At 62.5% G+C, this 19,294-nt stretch carries 19 protein-coding genes; 4 read left to right on the forward strand and 15 right to left on the reverse strand.

Annotation, left to right across the window (positions count from 1 at the left end):
- Positions 1-34 precede the first annotated feature (34 nt).
- Positions 35-970, forward strand: a complete 936-nt coding sequence (locus tag WLQ66_RS08115; protein ID WP_340545823.1) for a lysophospholipid acyltransferase family protein — start codon at positions 35-37, stop codon at positions 968-970.
- A gap of 89 nt (positions 971-1,059) precedes the next feature.
- On the opposite strand, the gene WLQ66_RS08120 is transcribed toward WLQ66_RS08115, so the two are convergent.
- Positions 1,060-1,785, reverse strand: coding sequence for a DUF1223 domain-containing protein (locus WLQ66_RS08120; RefSeq protein ID WP_340545824.1), 726 nt, complete (start codon positions 1,783-1,785; stop codon positions 1,060-1,062).
- Positions 1,786-2,031: 246 nt separating this feature from the next.
- Between WLQ66_RS08120 and acnA the strand changes: the two genes are divergently transcribed.
- Both acnA and WLQ66_RS08130 read left to right on the forward strand, forming a co-directional pair.
- Entirely contained in the window at positions 2,032-4,719 is a 2,688-nt protein-coding gene (acnA, locus tag WLQ66_RS08125; RefSeq protein ID WP_340545825.1) for an aconitate hydratase AcnA, read from the forward strand.
- A gap of 275 nt (positions 4,720-4,994) precedes the next feature.
- Positions 4,995-5,294, forward strand: coding sequence for a putative quinol monooxygenase (locus WLQ66_RS08130; RefSeq protein ID WP_340545826.1), 300 nt, complete (start codon positions 4,995-4,997; stop codon positions 5,292-5,294).
- 54 nt (positions 5,295-5,348) lie between these two features.
- On the opposite strand, the gene WLQ66_RS08135 is transcribed toward WLQ66_RS08130, so the two are convergent.
- The 9 genes from WLQ66_RS08135 to yajC form a co-directional block, all read right to left on the reverse strand.
- Positions 5,349-5,888, reverse strand: a complete 540-nt coding sequence (locus tag WLQ66_RS08135; RefSeq protein ID WP_340545827.1) for a DsbE family thiol:disulfide interchange protein — start codon at positions 5,886-5,888, stop codon at positions 5,349-5,351.
- Positions 5,881-6,051, reverse strand: coding sequence for a heme exporter protein CcmD (gene ccmD / locus WLQ66_RS08140; RefSeq protein WP_340545828.1), 171 nt, complete (start codon positions 6,049-6,051; stop codon positions 5,881-5,883). Before ccmD ends, WLQ66_RS08135 begins: the two co-directional genes overlap by 8 nt.
- The gene (locus WLQ66_RS08145; RefSeq protein ID WP_340545829.1) at positions 6,051-6,782 is read right to left on the reverse strand and encodes a heme ABC transporter permease; all 732 of its coding nucleotides are present in this window, start codon (positions 6,780-6,782) and stop codon (positions 6,051-6,053) included. The genes ccmD and WLQ66_RS08145 overlap by 1 nt, the downstream gene beginning before the upstream one ends.
- A gap of 45 nt (positions 6,783-6,827) precedes the next feature.
- Positions 6,828-7,484 (reverse strand): heme exporter protein CcmB, encoded by a 657-nt coding sequence (gene ccmB, locus WLQ66_RS08150; protein WP_340545830.1) that lies wholly within the window; start codon positions 7,482-7,484, stop codon positions 6,828-6,830.
- Positions 7,481-8,107 (reverse strand): heme ABC exporter ATP-binding protein CcmA, encoded by a 627-nt coding sequence (gene ccmA, locus WLQ66_RS08155; RefSeq protein ID WP_340545831.1) that lies wholly within the window; start codon positions 8,105-8,107, stop codon positions 7,481-7,483. Before ccmA ends, ccmB begins: the two co-directional genes overlap by 4 nt.
- A 95-nt stretch (positions 8,108-8,202) precedes the next feature.
- Positions 8,203-8,556, reverse strand: coding sequence for an Mth938-like domain-containing protein (locus WLQ66_RS08160; RefSeq protein ID WP_340545832.1), 354 nt, complete (start codon positions 8,554-8,556; stop codon positions 8,203-8,205).
- A gap of 166 nt (positions 8,557-8,722) precedes the next feature.
- Positions 8,723-9,691, reverse strand: a complete 969-nt coding sequence (secF, locus tag WLQ66_RS08165) for a protein translocase subunit SecF (protein ID WP_340545833.1) — start codon at positions 9,689-9,691, stop codon at positions 8,723-8,725.
- A 1-nt stretch (position 9,692) separates the two neighbouring features.
- Positions 9,693-11,354 (reverse strand): protein translocase subunit SecD, encoded by a 1,662-nt coding sequence (gene secD / locus WLQ66_RS08170; RefSeq protein ID WP_340545834.1) that lies wholly within the window; start codon positions 11,352-11,354, stop codon positions 9,693-9,695.
- A 34-nt stretch (positions 11,355-11,388) separates the two neighbouring features.
- Positions 11,389-11,673 carry a preprotein translocase subunit YajC gene (yajC, locus tag WLQ66_RS08175; protein WP_340545835.1) on the reverse strand — a complete coding sequence of 95 codons (285 nt, stop codon included), beginning with the start codon at positions 11,671-11,673 and terminating at the stop codon, positions 11,389-11,391.
- A 410-nt stretch (positions 11,674-12,083) separates the two neighbouring features.
- On the opposite strand from yajC, the gene serS reads away from it, so the two are divergent.
- The gene (gene serS, locus WLQ66_RS08180; protein ID WP_340545836.1) at positions 12,084-13,376 is read left to right on the forward strand and encodes a serine--tRNA ligase; all 1,293 of its coding nucleotides are present in this window, start codon (positions 12,084-12,086) and stop codon (positions 13,374-13,376) included.
- 90 nt (positions 13,377-13,466) lie between these two features.
- Here serS and WLQ66_RS08185 read toward each other — a convergent pair whose 3' ends face one another.
- The 5 genes from WLQ66_RS08185 to WLQ66_RS08205 all read right to left on the reverse strand — a co-directional run bounded on the left by WLQ66_RS08185 (position 13,467) and on the right by WLQ66_RS08205 (position 19,122).
- A complete protein-coding gene (locus WLQ66_RS08185; RefSeq protein WP_340545837.1) occupies positions 13,467-14,156 on the reverse strand; it encodes a helix-hairpin-helix domain-containing protein in 690 nt (229 codons plus the stop codon).
- Positions 14,153-15,169 (reverse strand): fatty acid desaturase, encoded by a 1,017-nt coding sequence (locus WLQ66_RS08190; RefSeq protein ID WP_340545838.1) that lies wholly within the window; start codon positions 15,167-15,169, stop codon positions 14,153-14,155. Before WLQ66_RS08190 ends, WLQ66_RS08185 begins: the two co-directional genes overlap by 4 nt.
- Positions 15,170-15,500: 331 nt before the next feature.
- Entirely contained in the window at positions 15,501-16,961 is a 1,461-nt protein-coding gene (gene der, locus WLQ66_RS08195; protein ID WP_340545839.1) for a ribosome biogenesis GTPase Der, read from the reverse strand.
- Between the two features lie 99 nt (positions 16,962-17,060).
- A complete protein-coding gene (locus WLQ66_RS08200; RefSeq protein ID WP_340545840.1) occupies positions 17,061-18,383 on the reverse strand; it encodes a PQQ-like beta-propeller repeat protein in 1,323 nt (440 codons plus the stop codon).
- A 67-nt stretch (positions 18,384-18,450) separates the two neighbouring features.
- Positions 18,451-19,122 carry a tetratricopeptide repeat protein gene (locus WLQ66_RS08205; RefSeq protein WP_340545841.1) on the reverse strand — a complete coding sequence of 224 codons (672 nt, stop codon included), beginning with the start codon at positions 19,120-19,122 and terminating at the stop codon, positions 18,451-18,453.
- Between the last annotated feature and the right edge of the window lie 172 nt (positions 19,123-19,294).

A 19,294-nucleotide genomic window follows, 5' to 3' on the forward strand; every position in this document is an offset into this window, starting at 1 on the left:
GATTTTGCTTTCCTCAATTGCAGGCCGACCGGACATGCCCGTTGATCCCTCCACCCTGTCCCCAGGCCGCCGCGCCAGCTACTACGCCAGCAATCTGGCGCTGCGCGCGATCATCGGCGCGCTGGGTCTGATCCCCTATGACAAACGCATTCCGGCGATGGGCTGGGTGATGCGCAAGGCTGCACCGCTGGCCGGGTTTCACAAACGGGTGCGCGACAATCTCGCGCTGACCTGCCCCGAATTGCCGGAGGCGGAGGTGGCGCGTCTCTGCGATGAGGTCAGCGACAATGTCGGGCGCGTGGTGGCGGAACTCTACGCCGGGCAACCGTTTCTGGAGCGCGCCTGGGCGGCGCCGGTCTCCGGCCCCGGTCTGGCGGCGCTGGAACGCGCCCGCGCCGAAGGGCGTCCGGTCATTCTGGTGACCGGCCATTTCGGCAATTACGACGCCGCGCGCGCCAATCTGATCAAGCGCGGCTTTGCCATGGGGGCGCTCTATCGTCGGATGGCCAATCCCTATTTCAACGACCACTACGTGCAGGCGATTGAAAAAACCGGCAAACCGATGTTTGAACAGGGCAAACGCGGCATGATGGAGATGGTCCGCCACCTGAAACAGGGCGGGATCATTGCCATCGTGGCGGATCTGCATGCCCATGGCGGGGTCAATATCGACTTCTTCGGCGAACCCGCCGTGACCTCCATCGTGCCAGCCGAACTGGCGCTGAAATACAAGGCTGCGATGATCCCGGTCTACGCCATTCGCCAGCCCAACGGGCTGGATTTCGAGATCATCGTGCAGGAAGAAATCGCCCCATCGGATCCTGTCACCATGACCACCACCGTCTGCAAACGGCTGGAGGAACTGGTGCGGCAACATATGGGGCAATGGTTCTGGATCCACCGGCGGTGGAAACCCTATGTGCCGATCCCGAAACCCACACCGGCAGACCGGAAACCGGACGCGACCTGAGCCTGCCCGGGGTGCTGCGGTGTGCGGTCTTCGTCTGGCCTGGCTCAGGTTTGCCCGGCCCACTTCAGCCTGTCTCAGTTCAACCTGTCTCAGTTCAGCCTGGCTGCGGCCAGGATCGCACCATAGGGCGCCTGCTGTACCAGCAGTGCGGCCGGGCGGGCATCGGTCAGCGTCACAGTCAGCTCCAGCGTGCCCTGCCCGTCCCAATCCGCCACGCGGTCGATCTGTTCGACGACATTGGCGTAATCCAACCGACGGCCCGCCAGCTCCCCGCGTGAGATATCCACGGTTTTCAGCGGCGCATAACGCACCAGCTGCACCGAGATCGGCCCGGACAGAACCGGCGCGGTATCCGCCCGGCGCAACGCGACAGCGACGCCATCAGCGGCGCTGCCATCAATGCGGATCGACACCTGGCTGGGTCGGGCCTGATGGCGGGTGATCACCTCGGTCAGCTCCATCGCATTGGCGCCGACAACATCGTCCTGACCATTGACGATCATCTGCGGGGTATAGACCATCTGGCGCCCGCCGACGTGGGCGTATCCTTTCTGGCGGCGGGTGTGGGCGGGATCGGCGAACTGATCTTTCCAGCCGATATAATCCCAGTAATCCACATGCAGCGCCAACGGCAGCACATCAGGCCGCGCCGTCAGCTGCCGCAGCAGCGCATCAGCAGGCGGACAGGAGGAGCACCCCTGCGAGGTGAACAGCTCCACCACCACCAGATCGGTGGCCGCGCCAGCGCTCTGCGCGGCGGCCCCGGTTGGCAGCGTCATCCACACGGCCAGAAAAAGCGATGCGACCCATTTCATACAAGATACCCTTTTTGCTCTGGCTTATGGATCTAGCGGGCTGAGCCTGAAATGACCAATCAATCATTCTTGAGACGCCCGTGCGCGGTGCTGTTTGGGGTTAAAATTCCACCTTGGCGCAAATTTTGTGTACTATTGCATACAAAAATGCCGCCTGCGGCGTTTCAGCTATTGAATGCACGCCCGACCTGTTGCAGATAGCCGGTAGCGAATTCCCTGTTTTCACATCCCAGAGGGAGGCCAAACATGCCTATCACCGTCGGACAGGACAATGCCAAGACGCGCCGCAAACTGAGCGCGGGTGGCAAGTCGATCTCCTATTACTCGATCCCCGCCGCAACCGAAGCCGGTCTTGGCGATTTTGCCAAGCTGCCTGCCGCGCTGAAAGTGGTGCTGGAAAACATGCTGCGGTTTGAGGACGGCGGCTTCTCCGTCTCCACTGACGATATCAAGGCCTTTGCCGAATGGGGCGCCAATGGCGGCAAGAACCCCCGCGAAATCGCCTATCGTCCGGCCCGCGTGCTGATGCAGGATTTCACCGGCGTTCCCGCCGTTGTGGACCTTGCCGCGATGCGCGACGGTATCAAGGCGCTGGGTGGCGACGCCCAGAAGATCAACCCGCTGAACCCGGTTGATCTGGTCATCGACCACTCGGTCATGATCGACGAGTTCGGCAACCCGCGCGCGTTCCAGATGAACGTCGACCGCGAATACGAACGCAACATGGAGCGTTACCAGTTCCTGAAATGGGGTCAGGGCGCGTTCAACAACTTCCGCGTTGTGCCCCCGGGCACCGGCATCTGCCACCAGGTGAACCTGGAATATCTCGCCCAGACCATCTGGTCCGATGAGGATCAGAACGGTGAGATGGTCGCCTACCCCGATACGCTGGTCGGTACCGACAGCCACACCACCATGGTCAACGGCGCGGCCGTTCTGGGCTGGGGTGTTGGCGGTATCGAGGCCGAAGCTGCGATGCTGGGTCAGCCGATTTCCATGCTGATCCCCGAGGTCATCGGCTTTGAGCTGACCGGCGCCATGGTCGAAGGCACCACCGGCACCGACCTCGTGCTGAAGGTTGTGGAAATGCTGCGCGCCAAAGGCGTGGTTGGCAAATTCGTGGAATTCTACGGCACCGGTCTTGATACGCTGCCGCTGGCGGACCGCGCTACCATCGCGAATATGGCGCCGGAATATGGCGCCACCTGTGGCTTCTTCCCGATCGACGAAGAAACCATCCGCTACCTGCGTAACACCGGCCGCGACGAAGACCGTATCGCGCTGGTCGAAGCCTATGCCAAGGAAAACGGCTTCTGGCGTGATGCGGATTATGCCCCGATCTACACCGACACGCTGAGCCTCGACATGGGCACCATCGTGCCTGCGATCTCCGGCCCGAAACGCCCGCAGGACTATGTCGCCCTGACCGGCGCCAAGGCGGCGTTCCAGAAGGAAATGGAAGAGACCTTCAAGCGTCCCATGGGCAAGGAAGTCGCCGTCAAGGGCGAAGACTACACCATGGAAAGCGGCAAGGTCGTGATCGCCTCGATCACCTCCTGCACCAACACCTCGAACCCCTATGTGATGATCGGCGCGGGCCTCGTGGCGCGCAAGGCCGCTGCCCTCGGCCTGGATCGCAAGCCCTGGGTCAAGACCTCGCTGGCACCGGGCTCGCAGGTTGTGTCCGCCTATCTGGAGGCCGCAGGCCTGCAGGAAGATCTGGACAAGATCGGCTTTAACCTCGTCGGCTATGGCTGCACCACCTGTATCGGCAACTCCGGTCCGATCCAGCAGGAGCTGTCCGATGCCATCGCCGAAGGTGATCTGGTGGCGACCTCGGTTCTGTCCGGCAACCGCAACTTCGAAGGCCGTATCAGCCCCGATGTGCGCGCCAACTATCTGGCCTCGCCGCCGCTGGTTGTTGCCTATGCGCTGGCGGGCACCATGGATATTGATCTGGCGTCAGATCCGATTGCCCAGGACAAGGACGGCAAGGATGTCTACCTGAAGGACATCTGGCCGAGCCAGAAGGAAATCGCCGATCTGGTCGAAGCAACCGTGACCCGCGAAGCCTTCCTGTCGAAATACGCCGATGTGTTCAAAGGCGACGAGAAATGGCAGGCGGTGGACACCACCGACGCCGAGACCTACGACTGGCCGGCAAGCTCCACCTATATCCAGAACCCGCCCTACTTCCAGGGTATGGGCTCTGAGCCGGGTACCATCTCCAACATCAAGGACGCAAAAACGCTCTTGATCCTCGGCGATATGGTCACCACCGACCACATCTCCCCGGCGGGCTCTTTCGCGACCACCACCCCGGCTGGCCAGTATCTGCTGGACCGTCAGGTGCAGCCGCGTGAGTTCAACTCCTACGGCTCGCGTCGTGGCAACCACGAGATCATGATGCGCGGCACATTTGCCAACATCCGCATCAAGAACGAGATGCTGGACGGTGTCGAAGGTGGCTATACCAAAGGCCCCGATGGCGAACAGACCTCGGTCTACGAGGCCTCCATGGCCTATCAGGAACAGGGTACCCCGCTGGTTGTCTTCGGCGGCGAACAATATGGTGCGGGCTCCTCGCGCGACTGGGCGGCCAAGGGCACGGCCCTGCTGGGCGTCAAGGCGGTCATCGCCGAGAGCTTCGAACGTATCCACCGCTCCAACCTGGTTGGCATGGGCGTGATCCCGTTTGAGTTCACCGGCGGCGACACGCGCAAGACGCTGAAGCTCACCGGCGATGAGACGGTCTCGATCCACGGCCTGGACACCATCAAGCCGCAGCAGGAAGTTCCTTGCGACATCACTTACGGCGATGGCACCACCAAGACCATCACCCTGAAGTGCCGCATCGATACCGCGCCCGAGATCGAGTACATCGAACATGGCGGCGTGCTGCATTACGTGCTGCGCAACCTCGCCAAATCCTAAGGCAGGCGCAGGTCACAGCATCTGAGCGATCAACGCGGGTGCCCTTCGGGGCACCCGTTTTTGTTTTCAACACGATGAATTCAGGCATAAACTCGCGGGACCAATCGGAATCATCGCATCAAGATGCCGTTACGTAAACTTCGAACTGGACGGCGGGCTGCCGGCCCGTCTAGGATTTATCAACAGATCTAGCAGCCGCGTAACGACGGCACTGCCAGATGCAACAGGTTGTGCTCAGCCGCCCCCAAGACGCACTAAACTCAGACGGATGCCCAGTGAACGACACTCCTGAAAAAGAAGCTATCATTGTCACCATCACGGCGATCCCCGACCTCTACGACGAGCTGGTCGCGGCGCTGCAAAAACTGATGCCGGAAACCCGTCGTTTTCAGGGCTGTATCCAGGCCCATCTCCTGCTGGCACCAGAGCGCGGCGAGGTGGTCATTTTCCAGATCTGGGAGAACAGCGAGGTCCAGAGCGCCTATCTCACCTGGCGGGCAGACCGCGGTGATTTTGATCGGCTGGCAGAGTTCATACAGGACGAACAGATCTTCCGCACCTATGAGCTCGGCTAGGATCGGATCCTGCTTGCCCCGCAAGGCCTGCGCCGCCCGCCGATGGCAGCCGCATCAGTTGGCTGCCGCACGCTCCAGTGCCGGGCGCAGGGTGCTGTCGATCACCCGCTGCGTGATGGGACCGGCAAAACGCAGGATGATAGTGCCCTTACCGTCGATGACATAGGTTTCCGGCACGCCATAGACACCCCAGTCCAGCGCCATCCGACCTGCCTCATCGCGACCGATGGCCGTATAGGGGTTGCCCAGCTCGTTCAGAAAGCCAACGGCATTGTCTTCCTGATCCTTGTAGTTCACCCCGTAAATCGCCAGCCCTTCCTTGGACAGCGCATCCAGGCTCGGGTGTTCCACCCGGCAGGGGCCACACCAGCTGGCCCAGAAATTCACCAGTTTCACGCTGCCGTCACGCAGCGTGGCATCGTCGAACCCGGGTTCACCGGGAAAATCGGTCAGCACAACCGGCGGCGCGCTCTGACCTTCGCGCGCTGAGGGCAGGCTTTCGGGATCATCGCGGAACATGCCAGCCAGAAACAGGGCCACCAGCCCGCCAAAAACCAGAACCGGCAGCGCCATCACGGGAGAAATCTTAGCCACGGGGCGCACCTCCACGGGTCTGCATCTGTTGTTCCATTGCCTGCATCTCCCGCCGTATCCGGCGACCACGTGCAAAGGTGATCACCAGCAGTCCGGCCAGCAGAACCAGCGAGGCGCCGTAGGAAGACAGCACTTCAACGCCATATTTTCCAAGATCGGGCATTATGCGTCCATCCTTTCACGCAGCATCAGCGCACGGATCCGGCGGGCGCGGATTTCCGTGCCGGTCCGGTAGAGCACCAGCGCCAGAAACATCAACCCAAAGCCAATCATGCAGACATAGAGCGGGTTGGAAAACGCATCGGCCACATTCTCCTCCTTGTCGAGCGAGAGCGACGCGCCCTGATGCAGACCCTGGTTCCAGAAGTTCACCGCATAGCGGCTGAGCACCGCAAAGACGGAGCCAACAAGACACAGGATCGAGGTGAGATCCGCCGCCGTGTCCGGATCCTCGATCGCCTCCCACAGGGCGATATAGCCAAGGTAGAACAGGAACAGCACAAGGAATGAGGTCAGCCGCGGGTCCCAGACCCACCAGGTGCCCCACATCGGCTGGCCCCAGAGCGCGCCGGTCACCAGCGCGATCAGCGTCATCACCACCCCAACGGGCGCTGCGGCACGCGCGGCCAGGGCACTGACATGATGACGGCGCACCACCCAGATCAGTGAGGCCACCAACATCATGAACCAGGCGTTGATGGCGATCAGCGCCGAAGGCACATGCAGGAAGATGATCTTCACCGTGGACCCCTGCCGGTAGTCATCTGGTGTGAAGAAGAACCCCCAGACCAGCCCCGCACAGGTCAGCACGGCAGCCGTGACCCACAGCGCGGGCAAGACCCGCTCCGAGGTGGTCAGGAACTTCTTTGGATTGGCGTATTCCCAGATCGACATGGTGGCTATTTAGCTCTTGCTTGAAGGGATCTCAATTCATTCATCCTAGCGCAAATTGACGCGCAGCACGGCGGCACTGGCAAAGGGCAGCAGCGCCAGCGAGGCGGCCGAGATACCGGCCAGCATCAACAGCGGCGTCTCTACCGCCATGCCCTCGGCCCCCCGGCGCGCCGCCTCGGCTCCGAAGATCAGCGTCGGCACATAAAGCGGCAGCACCAGAAGCGACATCAGCAGACCGCCCCGCTTCAGCCCGACAGTGAGCGCCGCACCAAAGGTGCCGATCACCGACAGCGCGGGCGTGCCCAGCAGCAGCGAAACCACCAGCCAGAGAAACCCCTGCCCCGGCAGGTTGAGCAGAACCGCGAGCACCGGTGCTGCCAGAACCAGCGGCAGCGAGGTGGTGATCCAATGGGCCAGCGCCTTGATCGTCACCACCGCTTCCAGCGGCAGCGGCGCCGTGGCCATCAGATCCAGCGTCCCATCCTCCCAGTCCAGCGCCAGCAGACGGTCCAGCGACAACAGGCAGGCCAGGAGCGCGCCCAGCCAGAGGATGCCGGGCGCGATACGGCTGAGCAATTCGGACTGCGGCCCCACCGAGAATGGCACCAGCACGGTGACAATCAGGAAAAACGCCAGCCCCAGCCCAAAGCCGCCGCCGGCACGCAGCGCCAGCTTCAGATCCCGCAGCAACAGCGCCCTCACAGGAAGGCTCCGTCAAAATTGTCGAGATCCGGCAGCCTGGCCCGAAAACGGCCCACATCCAGCGTGTCGCCATCCAGGCCAAGATCGATATGCGTGGCGATCAGCGCCGCGCCGCCACCGGCCAGATGCTGCTGCACGACCTGTGCAAACTGCTGCACCGAGGCCCGGTCCAGACTGACGGTCGGTTCATCCAGGATCCAGTAGCGCCGCCCCGTCACCATCAGCCGCGCCAGACCCAGGCGGCGTTTCTGTCCGGCCGACAGCGCCCCGGCCTGCCGGTCGCGCAGACCCCGGAGGTCAAAGGCATCCAGCGCGGCATCAATCGCGCCGGTGGCAAAAATCGCCGCCCAGAACCGCAGGTTCTCCGCAACCGTCAGCGTCAGCTTGATCCCGTCGGCGTGGCCGGCATAGGCAAAATCCTCGGCGCTGCCGTCGCCGTCAAAATTGATCTCACCCGCCAGCGGCGGTTGCAGCCCGGCGATGGTGCGCAGCAGCGTGGTCTTGCCGCTGCCGTTTGGCCCCCGCAGGATCAGCGCCCGGCCCGGTGTCAGCGCAAAGCTCACCCTCTCCAGCACCGGAACGCCGCCGCGCGCGATGCTCAGCCCTGCGATGGTCACTGTCATGAAATCCGCCTACCCATTTGGTTCTGCTTCGAAAAAGCCGATCCGGCGGCCGCTGTCCTTGCGCCAGATCAAGCCCAGGCCTGCACGTGCGACAGTCAGACCGCAAGCGCCGCAAGCGCGATGCGGCGGCCCTCGGACAACAGCACGTTATAGGTCCGGCAGGCGGCGGGGGAGTTCATCGCCTCAACTCCGATCCCGGCCCCTTCCAGCTGCTGGCGCAGACCGGCGGGGATATGGGCCACCTCGGCGCCGGTGCCGACGAACAGCACATCCACATCACCGGCAAGCGCCAGCAATGGCGCGCTGTCCTCATAGCCACCCCAGTCCGTGGTCCCCGTGGCCCCGGTCAGGATATTGCCGTGATGCACCTCACCGCCAACCCGAAAGAACCCCGGCCCATAGCCATCAATTGGCAGGGCATCCGTATAGGCAACTTCGTTCAAACGCATGGCGTGCATCCTTTGTACGTGGTCGGGTGGTGTGCGGGCGACCCTGCCCTGCCCGGCTGCATAACATGTCCGCCACCGCGACAAAATACCAGCGCCGCATATGCCGATAAAAAGAGGCCGCAACCCATGGGGCTGCGGCCTTTGATCCGTCGCGCGGTCTGAACTCTCAGGCGTCGATATTTGCGAACTGGTTGCCTGCGGTGTTCGACGGCTTGGTCCAGTCGCGTTTCACACCCAGCCACAACAGGATGGTGGAGGCCACGAAGATCGACGAATAGGTGCCGATGATGACGCCCCAGATCATCGCAAAGACAAAGCCCCGGATCACATCGCCGCCCAGCACATAAAGCGAGATCAGCGCCAGCAATGTGGTCACCGAGGTCATCACCGTCCGGCTGAGGGTTTCGTTGATCGAGATGTTCAGAACCTCGGCCAGTGGCTTTTTCTTGTAGCGACGTAGGTTTTCACGCACCCGGTCAAAAACCACCACGGTATCGTTCAGCGAATAGCCGACGATGGTCAGCAGCGCCGCGATGATGGCCAGATCGAACTTGATCTGCAGTTCCGAGAACACGCCAATGGTCAGCACCACATCGTGGACAAGCGCGGCAACAGCGCCAAGCGCGAACTGCCACTCAAAGCGCAGCCAGATATAGATCAGAACCGCGCCAATCGCGAGGGCGACCGCCAGAACCGCCGTCTGTACCAGCTCACCCGAGACCTTGGGGCCTACAGATTCCACCGAGACGAATTTGATCCCCGGTGCCACCGTATCCAGTGCTGCATTCACATCCGCAATCACTGCGCCGGAAATCGACTCACCATCGCCCTGCGCCTGAATGCGCACCATGGCCACATGCTGGTCCTCGTCAAAGGTCGGATCGAACACCTCGCTGATGGTGATGTCCCCCAGCTCCAGCGGTTCCAGCGCGCCGCGATAGGCGCCCACGTCGATCTCGGTCGTGCTTTCGGTCCGGATGGTGGTGCCGCCGCGGAAGTCGATGCCGAAATTCAGCCCCTGCAAGGCAAAGGAGGCAAAGCCGACAACGATCATCAGCGCAGAGATGCCCAGCCACAGTTTCCAGAGTCTGAAGAAATCAAACGAGGTATTTTCGGGAATTAGTTTCAGCCGCATCTCAGACCTCGATTGTTTTCGGACGACGCCGTTCAAACCACATCACGATGATCACCCGCGTCACGAAGATCGCGGTGAAGACCGATGTCAGAATCCCCAGCCCCAGCGTGATCGCAAAGCCGCGCACCGGGCCAGAGCCCATGGCGAACAGGATCACGGCGGTGATGAAGGTGGTGATATTGGCGTCAAGAATGGCGCTCAGCGCCTTGGAATAGCCTTCGTCAATGGCCCGTGCAGGACCTCGACCGGCCTTCAGCTCCTCGCGGATCCGTTCAAAGATCAGCACATTGGCATCCACCGCCATACCGACCGTCAGAACGATACCCGCAATCCCCGGCAGGGTCAGCGTCGCACCAATCAGGCTCAGCGCGCCAAAGATAAGCGCGATATTGAGGATCAGCGCGATATTGGCAAAGATCCCGAACAGACCGTAGCTCAGCGCCATGAACACCAGCACCCCAACAAAGGCGACGATGGTCGCAACCTTGCCCGCGTCAATGCTGTCCTGACCCAGTTCCGGGCCAATCGTGCGTTCCTCAAGGAACTCCAGCCCCGCAGGCAGCGCACCTGCACGCAGCAGGATCGCCATATTGGTGCTTTCCTCGATGGTGAAGTTGCCGGTGATAATGCCAGAGCCACCCGGAATATGCGACTGGATCACCGGGGCGGAGACCACCTCCTCATCCAGCACGATGGCAAAGGGCGAACCGATGTTTTCGGCCGTATAGTCGCCGAACTTGCGCGCGCCGGTGGTGTTGAAACGGAAGCTGACCGCCGGGCGGCCGTTCTGATCAAACGACGGCTGCGCATCCACCAGCTCCTCACCGGTCACAACCGGTGCAGCCTCAACGGTGTAGAACACACCGTCTTCGTCCAGCGACGGCACGACTTTGTTGCCGACACCCGCATTGGCATCGGCGTCCGTGCCGCGCCCAACGACGGGGTTAAAGGTCAGCTGGGCGGTGGTGCCGATGATCGCCTTCAGCTCAGACGCCGACCCGATGCCGGGCACCTGGATCAGGATCCGGTCGCTGCCCTGGCGCTGAATGGTCGGCTCTCGGGTGCCCACCTCGTCAATCCGGCGGCGGATGATTTCCAACGCCTGACGCACGGTGCGGTCATCAGAGGCCAGCTTCTCCTGCTCGCTCAGCTCTACGGTCAGAATGTCACCGGTCCCGGACACGGTGATATCTGTGGCCCCGGCGCCAGTCAGGCTGGTGATCGGATTGGCCAGACCACGCACAACCTCCAGCGCGCGGGCCATGCCCTCTGGCTGAGAGATCTTCAGACGAATCTGCCCCTCCGGTGCGGGCTGGCGCCGGAAGGTGCCGACCTCACCGCGCTCAGGGCGCAGCGCGTCGCGCACTTCAGGCCAGAGCGCATCCATGCGCGCGCCGTAGACGTCGGCCACCTTCACCTCCGCCAGAAGATGCGCGCCACCGCGCAGGTCCAGACCAAGGTTGACCAGCGACGACGGCATGAACGACGGCCATTGGCCCGCCACGTCCAGCCGCGCGGGGCTTTCGCCCTTCGCGATTATTTCGGCGGCGGCATCATTGGCCTGCTCGACGCGCGTGTAAAACGCATTTGGCAGGGCAAGCAAAAGGCCGGTCACACAGACCAGCCAGATGAGAACCCGCTTCCAGAGATCAATTTGCAGCATTGCCCTGCCTTTTCAGTTGGTTAAGCGGGGATACTTACGCTGCCGGCTCGGTCTTGTTCAGAACCTGCGCGATGGTGGATTTGATCACGCGGATTTTCACACCCTCGGCGATTTCCACTTCGATCTCGCCATCGTCCTTGACCTTGGCCACCTTGCCGATGATGCCTCCCTGGGTCACCACCTGATCGCCCCGGCGCAGCGCCTCGACCATCGCCTGATGGGTCTTCAGTTTTTTCTGCTGCGGACGGATCAGCAGGAAATACATGATCGCAAAGATCAGAATGAGCGGGAGAAACTGGGCGAGTGCGCCACCTTCCATGGGATATTCCTTCTGTGTGACAGGCGCTTCAGACGCCCTTAATTTTGCAGGGGAACCTATGCGCTGGCCCGGGGCTTTGCAAGGCTAACAGGGCCAGTTGCGATACCGCAAACGCAGTTGACCCATGGCGGGAGCGATGAGAGGGTTTTTACAACCCATTTCAGATCCAGATTGCCCATATGACCACGATTATCCTGCCGATTGATCCCAAGTATTTCTGGGCAACCGTCACCCTTCCCGGTTTTGCGCCGACGGGGGGCCGTCGTCTATGCCGCGCTGCCGAGGACACCCGCCCTCAATGCGCCCTCCTGACAACAGCCTGCGCGCCGCAGCCTCGCGCCCTCTTCCCCTTCCCGCCCCCATCCGGCATATGCTGGAGCCACTGATTCAACGCTTTAGGAGCACCCCCCATGCATGACATCCGCGCGATCCGCGAGAACCCTGCCGCTTTTGACGCCGCTTTGGCGCGGCGTGGGGATGCGGCGATGTCCTCTGACATCCTGGCGCTGGATGAAACCCGCCGGGCCAAAATCCAGGCGGCCGAAACCGCTCAGGCCGACCAGAACAAGGCGGCCAAGGCCATCGGCGCGGCCAAGGCCAAGGGGGACGATGCCGAATTCGAGCGTCTGCGCGCGGAAGTGGCCGGTAAGAAAGCCGAAGTCGCCACCCTGCAGACCGAGGCCAAGGAACTGGACGCCAAGCTCACCGATGTGCTGGCCCGCATTCCCAACCTGCCCGCCGAGGACGTGCCCGAGGGCGCGGATGAGGACGACAATGTCGAGGTCAGCAAATGGGGGGCGATCCCCAATTTCGCCTTTGAACCGAAAGAGCACTTTGAAATCAAGGGCGTCGCAGCTGCGATGGATTTCGAAACCGCCGCCAAAATCTCCGGCTCCCGCTTTGTTCTGCTGAAGGGCGCCGTGGCCCGTATCCACCGCGCGCTGGCGCAGTTCATGGTCGACACCCATGTCGATGAGAACGGCCTGACCGAGGTGAATTCCCCGGTTCTGGTGCGCGATGAGGCGATGTATGGCACCGACAAGCTGCCCAAATTTGGCGATGACAGCTATCAGACCACCAATGGCTGGTGGCTGGTGCCCACCTCCGAGGTGCCGCTGACCTATTCCGTTGCGGGCGACACGCTTGATGAGGCTGCCCTGCCGATCCGCATGACCGCGCATACGCTGTGTTTCCGCTCCGAGGCGGGCAGCGCCGGCAAGGATACCTCCGGCATGCTGCGTCAGCACCAGTTCGAGAAGGTGGAGATGGTCTCTATCGTCCACCCCAGCCAGTCCGATGATGAGCAGAAGCGTATGCTGCGCTGCGCCGAAGGGATCCTTGAGAAACTGGGCATCCCCTATCGCACCGTCGTGCTGTGCACCGGCGACATGGGCTTTGGCGCGCGCCGTACCTTTGACATCGAGGCCTGGGTGCCGGGTCAGAACACCTACCGAGAGATTTCCTCGGTCTCCACCACCGGTGATTTTCAGGCCCGCCGCATGAACGCCCGGTTCAAACCTGCGGACGGTGGCAAGCCGGAATATCTGCACACGCTCAATGGCTCCGGACTGGCGGTCGGGCGCTGCCTGATTGCGGTGCTGGAGAACGGCCAGCAGGAAGACGGCTCCGTCAAACTGCCCGAGGTGCTTGCCCCCTACCTGGGCGGTCGCCTGACCCTGACGGCGGCAGGTGATCTGGTTTAACAGCGCACTGCAACCTGTTAATAAAATATAAAAACCGGCGCACCCCAGCGCCGGTTTTCCTTTTCTCGCGAGACGCGCCTCCGGTGAGGCCTATTTCTTCCTGGCCTTTGCGACAGCGGCAGAATCGTCCTGTTTCTTCGCACTGGCCTTCTTGCGGCCTGCCTCCTTCTTGCCGGTCTCTTTCCGGGCGGAGGCTTTTTTGGCAGGTTCCTTTTTGGCGTCTTTCTTGGCGCCGTCTTTTTTACCGCCGTCTTTCTTTGGATTGTTCTTGGCCTCAAGGATCGCCTTGGCCTTGGCCTTTTCCTTCTCGATGGCGCGTTTTGCCTTGGCCTTCACCCGCTTTGCCTTGGCTTTGGCCTTCACCTTTGCGGCGGCGAATTCCTCGGCCAGGGCTGCGGCCTGTTTGGCGGCCTTCTTGGCCTTGGTGACGGCCCTCTCCGCCTTGGCCTCCGCAGCGCGGCGGGCGGCCTCGGCCGCAGCAAGCGCCGAGCTGAGCTGCGCGGCATCGCCCGTCTGGGTATCCGCGCCATTGCGCGCCGCTGTCGCGGGCGTGGCGCCATTGGCACGGTGATCCGGTCCGGTCCCGGCGCCCTTCGCGACCTGCTGCGCCTTGCGCGCCTCGGCCACAAGCTTCTGCGCGCGCAGCCGGCCGATACGCGGGATCCGGCTCAGCTCCTCCGGCGTTTTTCCGGCAACCGCCTCAACCGTGGCGCAGCCGTTTTGTGCCAGAACCTGCGCCAAGGCAGGACCGACACCGGGAAGTGTTGCAATGGATGTCATGAGGTCTCCTGCCTGTTGGTCGCCTGCATCCCACCCGCCACGGCGACCGATCCTGCCGCCTGCTGCGGGAATGGCACCAGCCGCTGCTGCTCCTCATCCCAGAGTTTCAGCCCCATGGCGCGGACCGCCTCGCCAAATTTGATCCTGCGCGGGGCAATCTCCGGCGGCAGATTGTGGTGGCACCGACGCAGCCGGTAGCTGGGAATGCGGGCGTTGAAATGATGAATGTCATGAAGCGTGATATTGGCGACTGCAAAGTCAAAAAACCAGCCAAAATCGAGGCACGATGATCCCTGAAGGGCGGCCACCTGCGGATTGAGGTCCGGCCGACGATCCCAATAGGTGTCCTCAAAATTATGCTGGAGATAGACCAGAAACACCCCGATCATCCCACCAAGAAAGGAAAACCCCAGCCAGATCAGCACCCCGGTCATCCCCGCGATGGCATAGAGCAGCGCGAGCAGCAGCACGATCACCACATTGTGCTGCACCACCCCCAGGACGCCAAAGCGCAGCGTGTTCTTCGGCCAGCGATAGCGGATGAAATAGGTGAACGCCGCCCCCAGCGGCACCAGCACAAACGGGTTTCGATACAGCCGATAGACCAGCCGCTGCGCCCAGCCCGCCGCCTGCCATTCGCGCAGCGTCATGGTGTGGATCTCACCGGACTCGCGGTGTTCCAGATTGCCGACATAGGCGTGATGCTCATTGTGGTTCTGTTTCATCACCTCAAACGGCGCAAAGGTAAAGGGCGACAGCACATGGCCTGCGACTTCGTTCTGCCATCGGGTTTCGAACAGCGAATGATGCCCGGTGTCATGTTGCAGCACATAAAGCCGCACCGCCGCAAAGGCAAAAACCACCCCGGCAGGCGCCATCAGATACCAGATGTCGGCGTAGCGGATCGCGAGTGACAGCGACAGGAAATAGACCGCAAACGTCCCAAAATAGCTGAGCGCCGCCAGCCGGTTATCCTTCTCGCAATAAGTCCGCGTATATGCTCTCAGATCCATGAAATGTTCCTTAGAGACGCAGTGTGACGCTGAAATGACGATGGCCTGAGGCAAATTGCCCGTGGCCCGGCGACGCTCAGACCGCCACTGTGAATACCCCGCAATACCCCGACGCGGCGCCCCGCATCTGAGGGTCCGGCCGCCCGACCGGCATCAGATTGCGCAGAGAAGCCACCCCGGCTTTCAATAATCTATGGTGAAGCCTAGCAAAGCCAATGGCTTGCGGTCAAATGGGGCCAAGGTCGCAGGCGTGAAGCCGCGCGCCCCATGAAAAAAGGCAGCCCTCGAAGGGGCTGCCCGAAATCTCATCCTGCGGTCAGCACGGCAACGCTCAGCTGCGGCGGCCTTCCAGATGTTTGCGCAGCTTCGACGGCGGCGCTTTTTTCTTGCCCTTGTAGGGGTTTTTGTCCGACTGCGAGCGCAGCGTCAGACGAATGGGCGTGCCCGGCATGTCGAAATCCTGCCGAAGCCCGTTGACCAGATAGCGATTATAGCTCTCGGGCATCTTGTCGGGATGCGAACACATCACCACAAAGCCCGGCGGACGGGTCTTGGCCTGGGTCATATAGCGCAGCTTGATCCGTTTGCCCTGCGGGGCTGGCGGCGGGTGCTGTTCCAGCATCCCCGTCAGCCAGCGGTTCAGCGCCGCCGTTGGCACCCGGCGGTTCCAGACGTCATAGGCGCGCATGATGGCGGCGTGCAGCCGGTCCAGACCCTTGCCGGTCTTGGCCGACACGGTGATCAGCGGCGCGCCGCGCAGCTGCGGCAGCAGCCGGTCAAAGGCCTCTTTCAGATTGCGCAGTTTTTCCTGCTTTTCGTCCTCGATGTCCCATTTGTTCACCGCAACCACAACCGCGCGGCCTTCACGCTCGGCCAGATCGGCAATGCGCAGATCCTGTTGCTCAAACGGGATTGCCGCGTCCAGCAGGACCACCACAACCTCGGCAAATTTCACGGCCCGCAGACCGTCGGACACGGAAAGTTTCTCAAGCTTTTCCTGCACCTTGGCCTTCTTGCGCATGCCTGCGGTGTCAAAGATCCGCATCGGCACATCCTGCCAGTCGATCTGTAGCGAGATCGCATCGCGGGTGATCCCGGCCTCGGGCCCGGTCAGCAGGCGATCCTCGCCGAGGATCTTGTTGATCAGGGTGGATTTACCCGCATTCGGACGCCCGACAACCGCCACCTGCAACGGTTTGTTGCGGGTCGGCATCGGCACCGAGAGGTCATCCTCCTCGGCGTCCTCATCCAGCACGACGTCAATCTCCGGGCTGTCGTCCTTGGCGCGTTTTTCAAACTCATCCGCCAGCGGCATCAGCTGCGCATAAAGGTCGTTCAGACCCTCACCATGTTCGCCGGACAGGCGGATCGGCTCTCCCAGCCCCAGCCCCCAGGCGTCCAGAACACCGGCGTCGGCGGCATTGCCCTCGGCCTTGTTGGCGGCCAGAATCACATGCGCGGATTTCTTGCGCAGGATTTCGGCAAACATCTGATCAACCGGAGTCACACCGACGCGGGCATCGACCATGAACAGACAGATATCGGCCATATCGACCGCCCGCTCGGTCAGGCGGCGCATCCGCCCTTCCAGCGAGTTGTCGGTGGCATCTTCCAGACCGGCGGTATCCACCACGGTAAAGCGCAGATCGCCAAGACGCGCTTCCCCTTCACGCAGATCGCGCGTGACGCCGGGCTGGTCATCCACCAGCGCCAGCCGCTTGCCGACGAGACGATTGAACAGTGTGGATTTGCCCACATTCGGGCGGCCCACAATAGCGAGGGTAAAAGACATCAGACCAACTTTCTGCGATTCAGACGCGCCCCATAGCGCATCTGCGCGTGCCCTGCCAGAGCACATCGCTGTTTAACCCTCTCCTACCGCATCAAAGCGCTATCGGAAAGCGTGCAATTGTCCTTTGGTCGACACGACATAAAGCGTGCCGCCAGCCACCACCGGCGCGGTGCTGGCACCGCCCGGCACCGCAACCGTGCGCAGCAGTGCTCCGCTTTCGGGGCTGAAAAAGCGCAGCAGCCCATCATTGGAGGCGACAACCACCTGCCCCCCGGCCACCACCGGGCCGTGATGCGCCACGATGGCGCCCCGCTTGCGGGGTTTGTCCTTCAAGTATCCGGGCAGATCGGCCGCCCAGATCGCCTCGCCGCTGTCCGCGTCCAGCCGCAGCAGCTGGCCCAGATCGCTGATCAGGAAAACACTGCCCGCAACCGCCCAGACCGGATCCACCGCGCCATGGGGGGCGGTCCACAGACGATCGCCAGCCGCCAGATCAAAGGCCGCAGTACGCCCGGACTGGTTGCCGACATACATGCGGTTGCCGGACACCACGGGCGAGCCGGTCACATCGCTGATCCGCGAAATCGTCCGCCCGATCCGCTTGCCCGCAACCGAGGCGTTCCAGCGGCGCAGGCCGCCCTTGCGGAAGGTCGCTGTAAGATCGCCGGATCCAAAGGCAAAAATCGCCAGATCGGAGGTCACCGCAGGCGCAGGCGCGCCCAGGATGTTCGACGGGCTCGGTGTGGCCTGGATCTGCCAGGCAATCCGGCCATCCTTGGCATGGACCGCCCAGCCGGTGTCATCGCCGGCCACAAGATAGATCAGCCCATCGTGCACGGTGGGCTGCCCCGAGCCGGTCGCCTCAAGCTCCTGCCGCCAGAGGGTCGCGCCGGTCGCCGCATCCAGCGCGGTCAGCACGCCATAGCCGGAGGAGACATAAACCACGCCATTGTCAAACGCCAAACCGCCGCCGGTGGCCTGACCGGAGCTGTCGGAGGCAGGCAGCAGCTCGCTCTGCCACTGCAAGGCCCCGTTTGTGGCAACGGCGGAAACTCTGGCGCCGCTGTCCAGCGTGTAGATGCGGCCATCGCCGACAACCGGCGTGGCGGTGATGCGCTGACGACGGCTGTCGCCCGCGCCGATGGAGGTAGACCAGATCGCGTTTGGAGCGGCGGCAAGCGCCGGGTGGACCGGCCGCAGCCCTTCGACACCGGGGCCCTGTGGCCAGCTGGTGTTGCTGCGTGCCGCAGGCAGGGCAATGGCGCGGGTTTCATTGGTCACCACGGCGACGCTGTCATCGCGCAGATCCAGACGTTCACCGCGCAGGATGACCTCAGGCTCGGTGCAGGCGGACAGGACCAACGCCAATGCGGTTCCTGCCAGAATGCCCCTTGCTCCCCAAAAGCTTGTTACTGCCGTCATTACCCTGCCCCGTTACTGCACTTATACTGCACGTTTCTCGCTGCGCCCGTCAGCGCAGATATTGTCCTCAGCCTTCTGGTGCCGCGGCCGGCTCCAGCGCTCCCCCAAGCGCCACAATCACTTGCGAGGCACGGTCTTTCAAGTCCGAGGTGACCGCCGCCGACGCAATAATGTCGCGCAGACGGGTGATGGCGCCCTCGGCATTGCCGTCTTCGATGTCGATCAGGGCCAGCTGTTCCTGCGCCAGCAGCGCCAGCGGCGCACCGGGCTGGGCCAGCGCCTCGAACTGGATCCGGCGGTCGGCGATGGGCAGGCTGTCCTGCTGCAGGCCAAGCGCCTTGAAGGTCGCGATATGGCGATAGATCACTGGCATCTCGCCATTGCTGGCCGCCGCATTCAGCCGCTCAACAGCGGCCGCGCGCTCGCCTGCGTCGGCCAGAGCACCGGCCTGCAACAGCTTCAGCACCGTATCGCCCCCGGCGGTTTCAGCGGTGATGGCATCCAGCGCATTGGCACGGGCCGCGCTGTCGTCGCTGTCCAGCGCGGCGATCATCTGGTCACCCAGCGCCTGCGCGGCGGCCTCGGTCTGGGCGCGGTTGTATTCGCGCAGCGCCGCCCCGCCCACGATCAGCACCACGGCCACGCCGCCAATCCAGCCATAACGTTTGAGTATCTTGAACAGGCGATCGCGACGGACCTCTTCTGTCACCTCATCGATAAAGCTGTCGGTGTCGCTCATGAAAATGTCCCTGGCAGATCCGGCAACCGCCCCCGCGCTTGCCGGAAAGTTTCCTGTGTTCTGCTTCTCTTACAGTGCAACCGGTGCCAAGCCAAGTGGCCCTGTTGTGCCCGATCCCGCACAAACCGCTCCAAAAAGGCAAAAAATGTGAACTGAACTACAGAGTTTAGTA

Source organism: Phaeobacter sp. A36a-5a, assembly GCF_037911135.1.
Taxonomy (GTDB): domain Bacteria; phylum Pseudomonadota; class Alphaproteobacteria; order Rhodobacterales; family Rhodobacteraceae; genus Phaeobacter; species Phaeobacter bryozoorum.

Bases quoted from the DNA above. Each gene is read 5' to 3' on its own strand.
- WLQ66_RS08115 (WP_340545823.1), top strand. From the start codon at position 35: ATGCCCGTTGATCCCTCCACCCTGTCCCCAGGCCGCCGCGCCAGCTAC.
- WLQ66_RS08120 (WP_340545824.1), bottom strand. From the start codon at position 1,785: ATGAAATGGGTCGCATCGCTTTTTCTGGCCGTGTGGATGACGCTGCCA.
- acnA (WP_340545825.1), top strand. From the start codon at position 2,032: ATGCCTATCACCGTCGGACAGGACAATGCCAAGACGCGCCGCAAACTG.
- ccmD (WP_340545828.1), bottom strand. From the start codon at position 6,051: ATGCCCGATCTTGGAAAATATGGCGTTGAAGTGCTGTCTTCCTACGGC.
- WLQ66_RS08145 (WP_340545829.1), bottom strand. From the start codon at position 6,782: ATGTCGATCTGGGAATACGCCAATCCAAAGAAGTTCCTGACCACCTCG.
- ccmA (WP_340545831.1), bottom strand. From the start codon at position 8,107: ATGACAGTGACCATCGCAGGGCTGAGCATCGCGCGCGGCGGCGTTCCG.
- WLQ66_RS08160 (WP_340545832.1), bottom strand. From the start codon at position 8,556: ATGCGTTTGAACGAAGTTGCCTATACGGATGCCCTGCCAATTGATGGC.
- secF (WP_340545833.1), bottom strand. From the start codon at position 9,691: ATGCGGCTGAAACTAATTCCCGAAAATACCTCGTTTGATTTCTTCAGA.
- secD (WP_340545834.1), bottom strand. From the start codon at position 11,354: ATGCTGCAAATTGATCTCTGGAAGCGGGTTCTCATCTGGCTGGTCTGT.
- yajC (WP_340545835.1), bottom strand. From the start codon at position 11,673: ATGGAAGGTGGCGCACTCGCCCAGTTTCTCCCGCTCATTCTGATCTTT.
- serS (WP_340545836.1), top strand. From the start codon at position 12,084: ATGCATGACATCCGCGCGATCCGCGAGAACCCTGCCGCTTTTGACGCC.
- WLQ66_RS08185 (WP_340545837.1), bottom strand. From the start codon at position 14,156: ATGACATCCATTGCAACACTTCCCGGTGTCGGTCCTGCCTTGGCGCAG.
- WLQ66_RS08190 (WP_340545838.1), bottom strand. From the start codon at position 15,169: ATGGATCTGAGAGCATATACGCGGACTTATTGCGAGAAGGATAACCGG.
- der (WP_340545839.1), bottom strand. From the start codon at position 16,961: ATGTCTTTTACCCTCGCTATTGTGGGCCGCCCGAATGTGGGCAAATCC.
- WLQ66_RS08200 (WP_340545840.1), bottom strand. From the start codon at position 18,383: ATGACGGCAGTAACAAGCTTTTGGGGAGCAAGGGGCATTCTGGCAGGA.
- WLQ66_RS08205 (WP_340545841.1), bottom strand. From the start codon at position 19,122: ATGAGCGACACCGACAGCTTTATCGATGAGGTGACAGAAGAGGTCCGT.